At 38.3% G+C, this 14,550-nt stretch carries 19 protein-coding genes; 16 read left to right on the top strand and 3 right to left on the bottom strand.

All coding sequences use genetic code 11. From position 1 onward, the window contains the following. The 10 genes from rpmD (at window position 1) to rplQ (ending at window position 5,400) form a co-directional block, all read left to right on the top strand. Entirely contained in the window at window positions 1-183 is a 183-nt protein-coding gene (rpmD, locus tag LEGAS_RS08560; RefSeq protein WP_010391454.1) for a 50S ribosomal protein L30, read from the top strand. Between the two features lie 28 nt (window positions 184-211). Next, window positions 212-646 (top strand): 50S ribosomal protein L15, encoded by a 435-nt coding sequence (gene rplO, locus LEGAS_RS08555; RefSeq protein ID WP_010391457.1) that lies wholly within the window; start codon window positions 212-214, stop codon window positions 644-646. Continuing rightward, a complete protein-coding gene (gene secY / locus LEGAS_RS08550) occupies window positions 646-1,980 on the top strand; it encodes a preprotein translocase subunit SecY (protein WP_013231987.1) in 1,335 nt (444 codons plus the stop codon). Before rplO ends, secY begins: the two co-directional genes overlap by 1 nt. Next, complete coding sequence (locus LEGAS_RS08545) at window positions 1,973-2,536, top strand: adenylate kinase (RefSeq protein WP_010391461.1); 564 nt, start codon at window positions 1,973-1,975, stop codon at window positions 2,534-2,536. Before secY ends, LEGAS_RS08545 begins: the two co-directional genes overlap by 8 nt. Before the next feature lie 105 nt (window positions 2,537-2,641). After that, window positions 2,642-2,857, top strand: coding sequence for a translation initiation factor IF-1 (gene infA / locus LEGAS_RS08540; RefSeq protein ID WP_002816015.1), 216 nt, complete (start codon window positions 2,642-2,644; stop codon window positions 2,855-2,857). A gap of 45 nt (window positions 2,858-2,902) precedes the next feature. After that, window positions 2,903-3,022, top strand: a complete 120-nt coding sequence (gene rpmJ / locus LEGAS_RS08535) for a 50S ribosomal protein L36 (RefSeq protein WP_002816013.1) — start codon at window positions 2,903-2,905, stop codon at window positions 3,020-3,022. Window positions 3,023-3,098: 76 nt separating this feature from the next. Further along, window positions 3,099-3,470 carry a 30S ribosomal protein S13 gene (rpsM, locus tag LEGAS_RS08530; protein ID WP_010687979.1) on the top strand — a complete coding sequence of 124 codons (372 nt, stop codon included), beginning with the start codon at window positions 3,099-3,101 and terminating at the stop codon, window positions 3,468-3,470. A gap of 130 nt (window positions 3,471-3,600) precedes the next feature. Further along, window positions 3,601-3,987: a 30S ribosomal protein S11 gene (rpsK, locus tag LEGAS_RS08525; protein WP_010391465.1), complete on the top strand. Its 387-nt coding sequence runs from the start codon at window positions 3,601-3,603 to the stop codon at window positions 3,985-3,987. Between the two features lie 46 nt (window positions 3,988-4,033). After that, window positions 4,034-4,978, top strand: a complete 945-nt coding sequence (locus LEGAS_RS08520; RefSeq protein WP_010391467.1) for a DNA-directed RNA polymerase subunit alpha — start codon at window positions 4,034-4,036, stop codon at window positions 4,976-4,978. A 38-nt stretch (window positions 4,979-5,016) separates the two neighbouring features. After that, on the top strand, window positions 5,017-5,400 hold the full coding sequence (gene rplQ / locus LEGAS_RS08515) for a 50S ribosomal protein L17 (protein WP_010391469.1): 384 nt from the start codon (window positions 5,017-5,019) through the stop codon (window positions 5,398-5,400). Window positions 5,401-5,461: 61 nt separating this feature from the next. On the opposite strand, the gene LEGAS_RS08510 is transcribed toward rplQ, so the two are convergent. Continuing rightward, window positions 5,462-6,460 (bottom strand): polyprenyl synthetase family protein, encoded by a 999-nt coding sequence (locus LEGAS_RS08510; protein ID WP_010391472.1) that lies wholly within the window; start codon window positions 6,458-6,460, stop codon window positions 5,462-5,464. 93 nt (window positions 6,461-6,553) lie between these two features. Further along, the gene (locus tag LEGAS_RS08505; RefSeq protein WP_013231986.1) at window positions 6,554-8,224 is read right to left on the bottom strand and encodes an FAD-dependent oxidoreductase; all 1,671 of its coding nucleotides are present in this window, start codon (window positions 8,222-8,224) and stop codon (window positions 6,554-6,556) included. Between the two features lie 187 nt (window positions 8,225-8,411). On the opposite strand from LEGAS_RS08505, the gene LEGAS_RS08500 reads away from it, so the two are divergent. From LEGAS_RS08500 to rpsI, 6 genes are all read left to right on the top strand, one after another. Further along, window positions 8,412-9,233, top strand: a complete 822-nt coding sequence (locus LEGAS_RS08500) for an energy-coupling factor transporter ATPase (RefSeq protein WP_013231985.1) — start codon at window positions 8,412-8,414, stop codon at window positions 9,231-9,233. Beyond that, window positions 9,209-10,066, top strand: coding sequence for an energy-coupling factor transporter ATPase (locus LEGAS_RS08495; RefSeq protein WP_010387915.1), 858 nt, complete (start codon window positions 9,209-9,211; stop codon window positions 10,064-10,066). Before LEGAS_RS08500 ends, LEGAS_RS08495 begins: the two co-directional genes overlap by 25 nt. Then, window positions 10,059-10,865: an energy-coupling factor transporter transmembrane component T family protein gene (locus LEGAS_RS08490; RefSeq protein ID WP_013231984.1), complete on the top strand. Its 807-nt coding sequence runs from the start codon at window positions 10,059-10,061 to the stop codon at window positions 10,863-10,865. The genes LEGAS_RS08495 and LEGAS_RS08490 overlap by 8 nt, the downstream gene beginning before the upstream one ends. Before the next feature lie 73 nt (window positions 10,866-10,938). After that, window positions 10,939-11,706, top strand: a complete 768-nt coding sequence (truA, locus tag LEGAS_RS08485; protein ID WP_013231983.1) for a tRNA pseudouridine(38-40) synthase TruA — start codon at window positions 10,939-10,941, stop codon at window positions 11,704-11,706. 234 nt (window positions 11,707-11,940) lie between these two features. After that, entirely contained in the window at window positions 11,941-12,384 is a 444-nt protein-coding gene (rplM, locus tag LEGAS_RS08480) for a 50S ribosomal protein L13 (protein WP_010389961.1), read from the top strand. Between the two features lie 18 nt (window positions 12,385-12,402). Next, a complete protein-coding gene (gene rpsI, locus LEGAS_RS08475; RefSeq protein ID WP_010389963.1) occupies window positions 12,403-12,798 on the top strand; it encodes a 30S ribosomal protein S9 in 396 nt (131 codons plus the stop codon). A gap of 306 nt (window positions 12,799-13,104) precedes the next feature. Here the strand turns inward: rpsI and LEGAS_RS08470 are convergent, their stop codons facing one another. Continuing rightward, the gene (locus tag LEGAS_RS08470) at window positions 13,105-14,466 is read right to left on the bottom strand and encodes an MFS transporter (protein WP_010389964.1); all 1,362 of its coding nucleotides are present in this window, start codon (window positions 14,464-14,466) and stop codon (window positions 13,105-13,107) included. Window positions 14,467-14,550 lie beyond the last annotated feature (84 nt).

The following is a 14,550-nucleotide window of genomic DNA, read 5'->3' as shown; positions in this document are numbered from 1 at the left end:
ATGGCTGATTTGAAAATCACTTTGATTAAGAGTGTGGCTCATCGTTTACCTAAGCAACGCACGATTGTTAAGTCTCTTGGACTTGGCCGTGTATCTAGCTCAGTGGTGAAGCCTAATAACGAAGCTACCCGTGGCGCAATTTTTCATATTGCACATTTGGTAAGTGTTGAAGAAGTAAAGTAATAACAATTAAAATAGGAGGTACCGAAAGATGAACTTGAACGAATTACAACCTGCTGAAGGTTCACGCAAGTTACGTAACCGTGTCGGTCGCGGTACGTCATCAGGAAACGGTAAGACATCTGGACGTGGTCAAAAGGGTCAAAAAGCCCGTGGCAAAGTGCGTTTAGGTTTCGAAGGTGGTCAAATGCCTTTGTACCGTCGTATTCCTAAGCGTGGATTTACAAACATTTCACGCAAGGAATTTGCTGTGGTTAACTTGGAAAAGTTAAATACATTTACAGATGGCACAGAAATCACACCAACACTTTTGATTGAGAATGGTATTGTTAAAAACCAAAAATCAGGGATCAAAATTTTGGCTGTTGGTCAACTTGACAAAAAGCTAATTGTTAAGGCACATAAGTTTTCAAGCGCTGCTAAGGCTGCTATTGAACAAGCCGGTGGATCGACTGAGGTGATTTAATGCTACGCACGTTATTTAATGCAGTACGTGAAAAAGATATTCGTAGAAAGATGGGCTGGACACTTCTAATTTTGTTTATTTACAGAATTGGGACACATATTACTGTGCCAGGTGTCAACCCATCAGCTATGGCGAATATGGCTAACTCAGGATTGATGAATATTTTAAACATCTTTTCTGGTGGTGGCTTGATGAATTATTCATTGTTTGCAATGGGTGTTTCACCATACGTGACGGCACAAATTGTTGTGCAACTTTTGCAATTAGATATCGTGCCTCGCTTTGTTGAATGGAGTAAGCAAGGGGAAGTTGGGCGGCGAAAGTTGAACAACGCCACACGCTGGTTAACACTTGTACTTGCTTTTGTCCAATCTGTTGGTATTACAGCAGGATTCAATTCACTTTCTGCTTATGGTTTAGTTAATCAAACGAATAATGCGATGTCTTTTGTTATAATTGGATCGGTTATGACTATTGGAACTTTTTTTGCCATGTGGCTTGGTGAAATGATTACTGAAAAAGGTCTTGGAAACGGTGTTTCTATGATTATTTTTGCCGGAATTATTGCGCAAGCACCAGAAGGTTTGTATGAAATTTTTCGAGAAAATATATTACAAGCTGGATCAGGTGATTTAACCAATGGTATTGTTTTCATGGTTGTGTTAGTTATAGCAATGATTTTAGTTATTGCAGTTACAACATGGTTTTATGAGGCAACACGTCGGTTACAAATGCAGTATACACGTTCTGCAACCTCATATGGCAGTGAAGCATATTTGCCCCTGAAAGTTAACGTTTCAGGTGTTATTCCAGTAATTTTTGCTTCATCATTTATTAGTACACCGCAAACAATTATGATGGCATTTCAAGAGAAATATGCATCAGCGCAATGGTATCAAGTGTTGCAACAAATTTTTAGTATGACAACATTGCCTGGTGCGATTTTGTATACTGTATTAATTATTGTATTCACTTATTTCTACGCATTTGTGCAAGTTAATCCAGAAAAGCTATCTGAAAATTTGCAAAAACAAGGGGCCTACATTGTTGGTGTTCGTCCTGGTGATGAGACAAAATCGTTTGTTTCACAATTACTGTTAAATTTAAGCTTTGTTGGATCAATTTTCTTAGGCTTTGTTGCATTGGTACCACTTATTGCCTCAAATATTTGGGGTCTAAATGAAAAAATAGGTTTGGGTGGTACTAGTTTGCTTATTGCCATTGGTGTTGCACTAGATTTAATTAGGCAAATTGATGGTTTGATGCAAAAAAGAAATTATATTGGGTTTATTACCAAAAATCAGTTAGCAAATCGGGAGGCAACTAATGGTTAAAAATTTAATTTTGTTGGGTTTGCCCGGTGCCGGTAAAGGCACACAAGCAGACTTTATTGTTAAGGACTACGCAATGGTACACATCTCAACAGGAGATATTTTCCGAGCGAACTTAACTAATAATACAGAATTGGGTGAGAGAGCACGCGAATATATGGATGCTGGAAACCTAGTTCCTGACGAGATTACAAACGCAATGGTTGCTGATCGCTTAAGTCAAGCAGATGTTGAAACAGATGGTTTTATGTTAGATGGCTATCCACGTAATGAGGCTCAAGCTGAATTTTTGGATGACTATTTATCTGAAACTGGGAAATCAATTTTGGCTACGCTTTACTTTAAAGTTTCTGATTCATTATTGCGCGAACGTCTCTTGGGACGTGGGCGCGCAGATGATACACCCGAAGTTATTGACAACCGTTTAGAAGTCAATAAAGCAGCTAATTTGCCTTTAGTAAATTATTACAAAAAAGCAGGTATTTTGCACACAATCGATGGCGGTCGTGAACTGACTGAGGTGTATCATGATGTGAGAAATATTTTAGATACCTTATGAAAGTTTCTAAAATTACATTGAGAAGTACCAGTATTTCTGGTATAATTTGATAGGTTAAGCACTTATCAGCAATGTTGAACATTATTAGCACAGGAGGTTAAGTGCATGGCCAACGATGTCATCGAAATTGAAGGTAAAGTGAAAGAAACTTTACCAAATGCGATGTTCCAAGTAGAATTAGAAAATGGGGCGGTTATTTTAGCGCATGTTTCAGGTAAAATTCGTAAGAATTTTATTCGAATTTTGCCAGGTGATCGTGTCACAGTGGAAATGTCACCGTACGACTTAACAAAAGGTCGTATTACTTATCGTTTCCGTTAAGAAGTGATTTGGAATAATCAGTTAACCGAATAGGAGGAATCGATTATGAAAGTACGCCCATCAGTTAAAAAGATGTGTGATGCTTGCCGTGTTATTAAGCGTAATGGTCGCACAATGATCATATGCTCAGCTAACCCAAAGCATAAGCAACGCGCTGGAAAGTAATTTTTCAGCACACTAAAAATTATTGTAAATAGACATAATTGTCGTTTTCAAAATACTAATTAGGAGGTAAATTGTTATGGCTCGTATAGCAGGTATTGATTTGCCACGTGACAAACGCATTGTCATTGGCTTAACTTACATCTACGGAATCGGTAATAATACTGCACAAAAAGTGTTGGTTGAAGCAGGCGTTTCAGAAGACGTCCGTGTTCGTGATCTCTCAGCAGATCAAGAAGATGCCATCCGTGCAACAGTTGACAAGTTGGACTTACAACTTGAAGGTGACTTGCGTCGTAAAGTATCATTAGATATTAAAGGATTGCAAGAAATCGCTTCATACCGTGGCATTCGTCATCGTAAAGGGTTGCCTGTTCATGGACAAAACACCAAGAACAACGCCCGTACACGTAAAGGCCCAGCTAAATCAATTGCTGGTAGAAAAAAATAATTTAGAATTATTTTTTTCTGTTGTATCCTCATCGATACGACACATGATTATCGCAACCACAGTTGCGTAATGTTGGTTAAGAAATTAACCCGAGAAATTATACAAAAGTATTGAAAAGGAGGCAAACATTATGGCAGGTCGTACAACGCGTAAGCGTCGTGTGAAAAAGAATATTGAAGCTGGTGTGGCTCACATTCATTCAACATTCAACAACACAATCGTCATGATTACTGATGTCCAGGGTAACGCAGTTGCCTGGTCATCAGCTGGTGCGCTTGGCTTCAAAGGAAGCCGTAAGTCAACACCATTCGCTGCTCAAATGGCAGCGGAAGCAGCAGCAAAGAGTGCCATGGAAATGAACATGAGCACTGTTGCGGTAACTGTTAAGGGACCAGGTTCTGGCCGTGAATCAGCTATCCGTGCTTTGGCCGCAGCTGGCTTGGAAGTGACATCAATTAAAGATGTTACTCCAGTTCCCCACAACGGATCACGCCCACCAAAGCGTCGTCGTGTTTAATTGATTTTCATTGCTCTTGCTTTGAAAGAAGGGGTAAGAATTACAGATGATTGAATTTGAAAAGCCAAATATTCATAACATCGAAGAGGGCGCCCGCTATGGCAAGTTTGTCATAGAGCCTCTTGAACGTGGATACGGTACAACGTTAGGTAACTCATTACGTCGTATTTTATTGTCTTCACTTCCAGGCGCAGCTGTTAATACAGTTCAAATCGATGGTGTTGTTCACGAGTTTTCAACCGTGGATGGTGTCGTTGAAGATGTAACACAAATTATCTTGAACTTAAAGAAAGTTGTGTTGGCAATTGATTCAGATGAAGAACGAAGCCTTGAAGTTGATATTCAAGGTCCTGCTGATGTTACTGCTGCAGATTTGCAAGCAGGGGCTGATGTTGAAGTTCTGAACCCTGATCTACATATTGCAACCGTAGCAGCAGGTAAGTCACTTCATATGACAATCACGGCATTTAAAGGTCGTGGTTACTCATCAGCTGACGAAAATAAACAATTGCGTGACGAAATGCCTATTGGTGTTTTAGCAGTTGACTCTATTTACACACCGATTGAGCGTGTGAACTACCATGTGGAAAATACACGTGTGGGTTCGCGTGATGATTATGATAAGCTCACTTTTGATATTTGGACTAATGGTTCAATTAAACCAAGTGATGCATTGAGCCTTGGTTCAAAAATCTTGGCAGAACACTTAAACTTGTTCATGGATATTTCTCCAGTTGCAGCTGAAGCTAATGTTATGGTTGAAGTAGAACCTGTAGCAGTGAGTGCTTCGGATTCTGCACCAATTGAAGATTTGGATTTGTCGGTGCGTTCTTATAATTGTCTCAAACGGGCCGGTATCAACACAATTGTTGAGTTAACGGATCGCACTGAAGCAGACATGATGAAGGTGCGTAATCTCGGTCGGAAATCACTTGACGAAATCCAAGAAAAACTTACTGAAATGAGTTTAGGATTCCGTAAGGAAGATTAACACATGTCTTTAAATTATTAATAAAGGAGGATTCACCAATGCCATATCGTAAATTGGGTCGTACATCTTCACAACGTAAAGCTATGTTGCGTGACTTGACTACTGATCTTTTGATTAATGGTCGTATCACAACTACTGAAGCTCGCGCTAAAGAAGTTCGTAAGACTACTGATAAAATGATTACATTAGGCAAGCGTGGTGACTTGGCCGCTCGTCGCCAAGCCGCTGCCTTTGTTCGTAACGAAGTTGCGGATGTGATTGAAGAAGGCGATAATGTTAAAGTGCAATCAGCTTTACAAAAGCTTTTTGACGACGTTTCACCACGTTTTGCTGAACGTAATGGTGGTTATACACGAATTCTCAAGACTGTCCAACGTCGTGGTGACGCCGCGCAATTGGTCATCTTGGAACTTGTTGATTAATTACTATTAAAAAATTAGCATTTAAAAAGTCCTTGCAAGTTATAACTTGCAAGGACTTTTTTTAATTATGCCGATTTAATAATAATTGGCTGAGTTGATTGAGTTGATTTTGCATAGCTATATTAGGTAGCGCGGTAATTAGTGTAACAAGTGATTCGCTATATTCTGTAAGTAAAGCTTCTAATTTAATCATTGCATTACTGCTAATAATCAAGTCATGTAGTAAAATCATTTCTGAATCGGAAATTTCATCGCGCTTAAGTAGCAAGGATTTGACAGATTCTTGTACCTCACTATCAGCTAGAGCAAATAATATTGGAGCAGTATAAATACCGTTTCTAATGTCTTGGCCAATAGGCTTACCTAATGATAAATTGTCCATAATCGATTCAAAATCTAAGTAGTCATCTAACAACTGAAATGTAATACCAATATTTTCGCCAAGTTTACTAACTGTGTCTAATAATTCGGTGTTGTACGTTTTACTACTAACCAATCCAAAAGTTGCACTAAGTTTAAAAAGTGCCGCTGTTTTGCCTTTTATTTGAGAAAAATAAGTTGGAAAAGTCGTGTCAAGGTTATAACGGTTTTGCTTTTGAACCAATTCGCCAAATAAAATCTCTTGTAAGGCTGTTAAAGCTAGTTTATTTGCAACAGGCTTATCAGCACTGTCTAATAGAGAAAACATGCCCGTTAGCAAATAATCACCAGCATACACAGCAGTGTCTTTACCAAATTGGCTTTGAATACTCTCATGTCCGCGTCTAAGCTTGGATTCGTCAATAACATCATCGTGAATTAAAGTTGCTAGATGTAATAATTCTACACTTGCGCCAAGAGATATTGCGCTTTTATTATAATTTTGGTCTGATAATTGTGAAAAAATGAGTGTAAGTGCTGGGCGAACAAGTTTACCAGCATTTAATTGTGAGCGAATTGCACGATCAATTTCATCAAAGCCAATATGCCAGCTGGCAGACATTTCAGTTAAAATAGCGTGTAATGGTTCAGATAGTTCGGGGAATGTTTCCCAAATTTTAGGTAAGGTAGGTGTTGCCATGTCAAATTCTCTACTTCTCTCATGCATACACAAGTATACGTATATTATGTACAAAATGCGAGAAAATTACTTCTCGCATATTATTATTATAACTTATTTATCTAATTCATCGTACAATGATTTTGCTTTACCATACCAAAGACCACCAAATAGCTTTTGTAGTAGAGGAATCACATAAAAGTCTAGACCAAATCCGCGACCAGAGCCATTCATAACAGCAATGCTCGAGAAAATTAAGAACAAATGAATCACATCAAATCCATTTACTGTCCAAGCGGTAATAGCTAAAATAATTGACACAAGCGCTAAAGGCCAAGTTAATAGACCAATTAAAATACCAGCGCCTGTAATTATTTCAATAAAACTGACTAAATCATGTTGCCAAAATAAACTATTTAAACTACCAAGATTCCCTAATGCCGCTAAAATCCAGAAGAGTCCAAGGAATATACGGAGTGGTGTTGACCATAAAACATTACCAAGACGAGATATGGCACCTCTAAATGGATTACGACCGTTTTCAGTACGGAAGAATTCATCCAGTACATAATGAAAAATTGAATACATTGAACGAATTTGTGAGTAGAAAAATAAGTTAATGCCGTGTTTAGCAATACTTGCAAAAAATCCCGAAAAATTCAAGCCCATTAAACTAGCAACTGTGAAATGAGAACCGATAGAAACGGCAAAACCATGATACTTAACAGCCTCAGAAAATGTTTTTGTTTTGCCAAAACCAAGATCTGCTAAAATGTTGTGTGCTGCTGCACGCGCTGCGCTTTCGGCACCTTCAACGGTTTGAGGAACGGGACCTGTTTTTTCGTCAACATATGATAACGTGTCTCCAGCAACATAAATATCTTGTGCTGACTCATCATTATCAAGCGTAGCACGCATATAATCATCTGCTTCAATACGTCCACCTCGGCCATATTTGAATCCCCAATCAGAAATAAATGATTTAGCTTTAACACCAGCAGTCCAAATTAATGATTTGGTTGGTAAAGTTGAGCCATCTTTGAAGATAACACCATTTTCGTCAACACCTGTTACCCTGGCACTTAATCGAATCTCAACACCGTTATCTTTCATATATTTGAACGCTTTGTCGGCTAAATTACGATCTTTTAGCATGTTCAAAATTGTTGGTGCAGCTTCTAGTAAGACTAGTTTAATTTCTTTTTCATCTAATTTATAGTTTTGTGCAAGTACCTTACGTTGCTCGATAAACTCACCCATTAATTCAGCGCCAGTAAATCCAGATCCAACAACGGCAATTGTTAATAGTTGTTCGCGCTTATTTTGATCAAGCTCAGCGGCACCTTGACCAATAATATTTTCAATGTGGTTGCGAATCTGTAGAGATTCTTCCATTGACCACATTTCAAATCCGTGTTCTTTAACACCGGGGGTACCAAAGTCATTAGATTGTCCACCAACTGCCAAAATTAGCTTTTCATAGCTAATATCGCCATGTGTTGTCTTGATAAATTTGTCTTCTTTATTGATACCATTAACTTCGGCAGTCAATAATTTAACGTTTTTATCTTGGTAAAAGAGATGTTCTAAGTCCTCTTGAACGTGTTTTGGGGCAACACGTTGAGATGCAACTTCGTGTAATTCGGTCATGTATGTGAAGTAAGAATGCTTATCAATTAAAATGATGTTGTATTCTTTGTGTGATTTTAGCTTCTTTGACAAAGTTTTTGCTGCAAACACACCACCAAATCCAGCGCCAACGATGACAATATTTTTTTCTGCCATGACTATTTTCTTCCTTTTGTGAATTATCTCGTATTATTGTGAAATGTCTATTTAATTATAGACTAATTATCGTTATTTTAAAAGGGTTTACGATAAAGTTTCTTTGTGAAATACCTATTGTGGACATTGAGAGTGAAATAAATTAATTATAGTATAAATGGTACAACCTATGATAAAATAAGGACTAATGACTCAAGCAATTAAAATAAACAATTTAAAATATACTTATGATGATAAAGATACTGTGTTTGATGACTTTAATCTAGAAATCAATGCTGGTCAGTGGTTGGCGTTAGTAGGTCATAATGGTTCAGGGAAATCAACTTTGGCTAAATTGATTTTAGGATTAATTGAAGCAGATAATGGCACCATTACGGTTTTTGGCGAGCAATTACGTATTGACACAGTTCACCATGTTCGTGAACAAATTGGTATGGTGTTTCAAAACCCAGATAATCAATTTGTTGGTGCGACTGTCGCTGATGACGTCGCATTTGGTTTAGAAAATAAAGAAATGCCAAGCAGTGACATGCCTAACGTGATTGATGAAGCATTAACAATAGTTGGGATGCAAGATTTTAAAGATCGAGAGCCACACATGCTTTCTGGTGGGCAGAAACAACGAGTAGCATTGGCGAGCGTTTTAGCCTTACAACCAAAAATTATTATTTTGGATGAAGCGACGGCGATGCTTGATCCAGATGGTCGTGCCACAGTCATGGCAACGCTTCAGGGTTTAAAACAGCGGTTTGGATCAGAGTTAACACTGATTACAATTACGCATGACATGAATGAAGCAATGTTAGCAGATAGAGTCGTAGTCATTAATGATGGACAACTTATTTTAGATGGTGCGCCATCAGAAGTGTTTAGTCAATATGATGTCATGCACCACAATGGATTAGAATTACCTTTTGTTGGTGAATTAGCGGTGCGATTAGATCCAAAACCTGATGGTTATTTAGATGAGAGAGAATTAATAAAATGGCTATCAGATTTGAAAAAGTAAATTTCAGTTACGGTGCAGGCACAACATTGGCTCAAAGCATTTTACACGATGTGACACTGGAGATGCCAACGGGGCAAGTAACGGCTATTGTCGGGCAAACAGGTTCTGGTAAATCAACACTAATTCAACATATTAACGGTCTCTTAAAACCAACTAGTGGGCGTGTTACCATAGATAATTTTGAATTAACGCATCATACTAAGGAAAAAGAATTAGTAAAACTACGCAAGAGCGTCGGCATTGCTTTTCAATTTCCTGAAAATCAGTTATTTGCTAATACAGTTTTGGAAGATGTCATGTATGCGCCTGTAAATTTTGGAGCAACAAAGTCAGAGGCTAAATTGGCTGCAGAACATGCTTTGACGCGCACGGGGGTTGTGAGAGAACTGTGGGGGAAATCACCTTTCGAATTGTCAGGTGGTCAGATGCGCCGTGTTGCGATGGCTGGTACGTTGTCTAGTGACCCGAGTGTTGTGGTAATGGATGAGCCAGCTGCTGGCTTAGACCCAAAAGGACAAGGCGAATTATTACAATTAGTTTTAGAACTCAAAAAATTAGGTAAAACGATTGTTATCATCTCACATCAAATGGATCATGTTATTGCAGTAGCAGATCATGTTGTTGTTATGCATGAAGGACGTGTGGTCGCACAGGAGTCCCCACAGATATTGTTTAATCGGGATATTACCTGGTTCAAGACCATGAAATTAGATCTACCCAAAGCAGGTCAGTTAGCAGAAAAACTGCGAGACGAGGGGATTACTTTGTCTAGACGCCCTTTGACTCTAAATGAATTAGCTGATTTGATAAATACGGAGGTTAGTCATGAATAACATTATGATTGGTCGTTTCGTGCCAGGTAATTCATGGATACATCGTCTTGACCCACGCACAAAAATGATTGTAACATTTGTGTATATTATTGTGATGCTCTGGGCTAGTAATTGGCAAACATATGCTTGGACAGCAGCATTTGTTGTGGCGATGGTTAAATTAACAGATCAACCATTCAAACTGTATTGGGATGGTTTAAAACCAATTTTTTGGTTGATATTGTTTACTGTTATTTTACAGCTACTCTTTACACCAGGAACGCCCATATTATTTAGTGTTGGGCCGTTTCAAGTCACAGTACCAGGCATTTTAAATGCCATTTATGTGATGGTGCGTTTTGTGTTGATTATTTTAATGTCCACAATTTTGACCTTGACAACACCACCAACAAGTATTGCTAATGCACTAGAATCACTTCTTAGTCCACTCAAAAAAATTGGCGTCCCAGTTGCAGAATTAGCTTTAATGTTGGCTATTGCTCTTCGTTTTGTACCATTATTAATGGATGAAATGCAAAAAATTATGAATGCACAAAAATCTCGTGGCATGAGTTTTTCAACAGGTGGACCAATTAAACGTGCTAAAGCTATTATTCCGCTTTTGATTCCACTCTTTATAGGGGCACTACAACGGGCTTTAGACTTAGCTAATGCGATGGAGGTGCGTGGCTTTAAAGATGCTGTGCAACGCACTAAATATCGTATTTTGAGTTATCAAAAAATAGATAAGGTGGCATTTGCTGCTCTTATTGGATTTGTAATCATTTTTTTTGTAATTAAAACATGGCTGCACGGATAATTGACAAGGTGATCTGTGCGCTAAATTAGTGGAGGAAAAGTGTGCCAAAAAAATTTGGACACTGCTAAATCATATGCCAAGATATAAGGCGATAGTATCTTATGACGGATCCGATTTTTTTGGATTTCAAGTCCAAACTAAGAACGGTGTCGAACGACAACGGACGGTACAAGGTGAGTTGAACAAGGCAGTCAATCAAATGGCTAAAAATCCAACGCCTGCCATTAAAGTAGTTGGTGCATCACGAACAGACACTGGGGTACATGCTTTTGGACAAGTTGTGCATTTTGATTTACCGTTTGATATTAATGTTATTGGTGTACGTAAAGGACTAAACACATTATTACCAAAAGATATTATCATTCAATCTGTTGATCAAGTAGCAAATGATTTTCACGCACGCTTTAATACGCATGCTAAACGCTATGTGTATCGGGTATCAACTCAGGATTTTACAGATCCATTTAAACGCTTTTATACTGGACATTTTCAGTGGCAACTAGACGTTGAACGTATTAAAATAGCATTACCTGATTTGTTGGGAGAACATGATTTTGCTAGTTTTGCAGCATCTGGCAATCAAACAATTACGACAATACGTACGATTACGCGTGCCGACCTTAAGGTGAATAACGACGAGCAAGAACTAGTTTTTACTTTTGAAGGAAATGCCTTCCTGTATAATCAGATTAGAATTATGGTCGGTGTTTTGTTAGAGATTGGCAACGGCCGACGTGACGTGCACGATATTATCCGTCTAATAGCAGTTAAGGACAGGGAACAGGCACGATTCACTGCACCTGCTAGTGGCCTATATTTAGATGAAATTTATTATGACTAAGTTATCAAAATAAGCTAAGTGCTAGGTTTGAAAATCGTTTTTATTGAAAAATAATCAATACGTCATGCGTTCAATTTAAACGAATAATGTTAGTTTAAATTATTGACAAACTATCTTATTTTCGGTAAGATAGTAAATGGTATTGTTTACCTCACGATAAGCCCCGGAAACTTATTGTCATTGCGTGACAAGGAACGGTCACGCCTGTAAACAACTAATCAAAGGAGCGCAAACATGCGTACAACATTTTTAGCAAAACCAGGTGAAATAGAAAAGAAGTGGTATATTATTGATGCCAAAGACGTCGTTTTGGGACGTTTGTCAACAGTAGTAGCTTCAATTTTACGTGGAAAGAACAAGCCAACGTTTACACCAAACGTTGACATGGGTGACCATGTTATTATTATTAATGCAGGCGAAGTTAAGTTGACTGGTAAAAAAGCCACTGATAAGATTTATTACCATCACTCAAATCACCCAGGTGGTTTGAAGGCTCGCACTGCTGGAAACTATCGTGAATTCAACCCTGAAAAGTTGCTTGAATTGTCAATACACGGTATGTTGCCAAAGAACACTTTGGGTCGTAAGCAAGGCTTGAACTTGCACGTGTTTGCAGGATCAGAACATGGTCATGCAGCACAACAACCTGAAGCACTTGACATCAACACGTTGATTTAAGAAAGGAGAATCTAAATTATGGCTACAGCAGTACAATATGCCGGCACAGGCCGTCGTAAGAACTCAGTTGCTCGTGTGCGTTTGGTTCCAGGTAATGGCCAAATCACAATGAACGGCAAGTCAATCGAAGAATATATTCCTTTCGCTAACTTGCGTGAAGTTGTTTTGCAACCATTTAACACAACTGAAACATTGGGAAATTATGATGTATTAGTTAATGTTATTGGTGGTGGTTATTCTGGTCAAGCTGGTGCAACACGTCACGGTATCGCCCGTGCGTTGTTGACAGTTGATCCTGATTTTCGTGCAGCATTGAAGGCAGCAGGTTTGCTGACTCGTGACTCACGTATGAAGGAACGTAAGAAGCCAGGTTTGAAGAAGGCTCGTAAGGCTTCTCAATTCTCAAAGCGTTAATATTTTATCGCCAAGAAACTGGCCTAAACCCCGTCATGACGGGGTTTTTGTTTCCCTTTAAGTTGCTGTTATTATAATGATTAAAAACGTCTTAATCTCTAAAATGTCTGCTGACATAGAGGTTAAGACGTTTTTTTTGTGGCATCATTTAATTTTATAATCAGATATAGGAATTTGTTTTCTTAAGTTCCGAAGAAATTGGTCGGCAAGTTATCAAGATGAAATAAGCACATTAAGCTAGCAATATCTTTTACTTTACAAGAACAAATGCTGATATAAACAGTGAAAACAAGGTAATGGATACAATCATATTTGTTGTTGAGAATGGCTCTGAAGCCTAGTGGCTAATAAAAACCCAATAACTGGAACAATAATAAACCAACCACTTGTTTGTGTTAATGATTGGCCAACTGAAACGTGTTCATTGAAAAAGGTCAGTAAAATAGTTGCTACGACAACACTACTAGCACCAATAACTTGGCGCATAGTTGTGATGAGTGCCGTGCCATGGCTAACTAAATTTTTTGGTAAAGCATTGTTAGCAGCCGTTACAGATGGCATCATAACAAACGCGTTGCCGCCTTCTAAAAGCATAGCCGCGACTAGTCCATAGAACCACGAAGTTGTTCCGGCAAGGGCGAGTAGGGAATAGCCCATGATCATCATCGACATACCAATATAAACTAACTTTTTCAATCCAATTTGATTTAACAAACGGCCTGCACGCGGATTGAGTTGACTGAGAAAAATTGCCGCTGGCACCATTAATAACCCTGACCACAGTGGGGATAAATAAAAAACACGTTGATAAAAAAGTGGCATCAATACGGTTGCAATGATTAAACCGGAGTAAGATATGCCGGTTAAGATTAAACCAGGCAAAAAGCCTTGATATTTAAAGACGGTTAGATTTAAAAACGGTTGAGATTGTTTTTGCTGACGTACAATAAAAACAAGCAGTAGGAGGATACTTATTATAAGAATAAAACATGATGTTAAATTAAATCCGGTGCTCGGCAGACTAGCAATAGTGTATAAAACACCACCAAAACCAACGAGTGTTATGGCTGATAACCAATCAAAGTTAGACTTGTTAATAGAATGTGTGTTTTTAATTAAGTGTTGGAAAGCAATAATTAAAATTAACAGGGTAAAGAAAAACAAAGCAAACAACGCGCGCCAAGACACCCATTGTAAAATAACACCAGAAATAATAGGCCCCACAGCTAGCGCTGATCCCATCACGAGTCCAACAACACCCATTGTGAGACCACGCTGTCCTTTTGTTGTGTTTTCCATGATGACACTTTGAAATGTTGGAAATAAAGCACCGACGGCCATGCCTTCAAGTAATCTGCCAACAATAATGCCTAAAAAATTTGGTGATAGCATAGCTATGGCAGTACCGATTAAGAAGATGGCGACAATACTATTTAATAGCGGCTTCAAATGTACATTGTCTAGTAGCCAAGGACTTAGTGGCATAACCAGTGTCATTGCCACCATAAAACCTGTCGTGAGCCATTGTACTGTTGTTGCACTCACATTAAAATTTCTCATTAAAATTGGGTAGGCTGTGGTCATTGTGGATTGACTAATTGACATAATAAATGAAATTGATAGCAGCATCAGGGAAAATGGTGTTAATTGGCGTATATTTTTAAACATAATGGCTTCCTTTTTGGTATTGTTTATAATAATTCTAAACTAGTTCATTAGATATTTCAACCTGATAGAGATTTGATAAAACAG

The sequence above is a fragment of the Leuconostoc gasicomitatum LMG 18811 genome (assembly GCF_000196855.1).
GTDB lineage: Bacteria > Bacillota > Bacilli > Lactobacillales > Lactobacillaceae > Leuconostoc > Leuconostoc gasicomitatum.
Note: the sequence above shows the minus strand (reverse complement) of the source record. Positions and strands in the feature narration are given on the sequence as shown.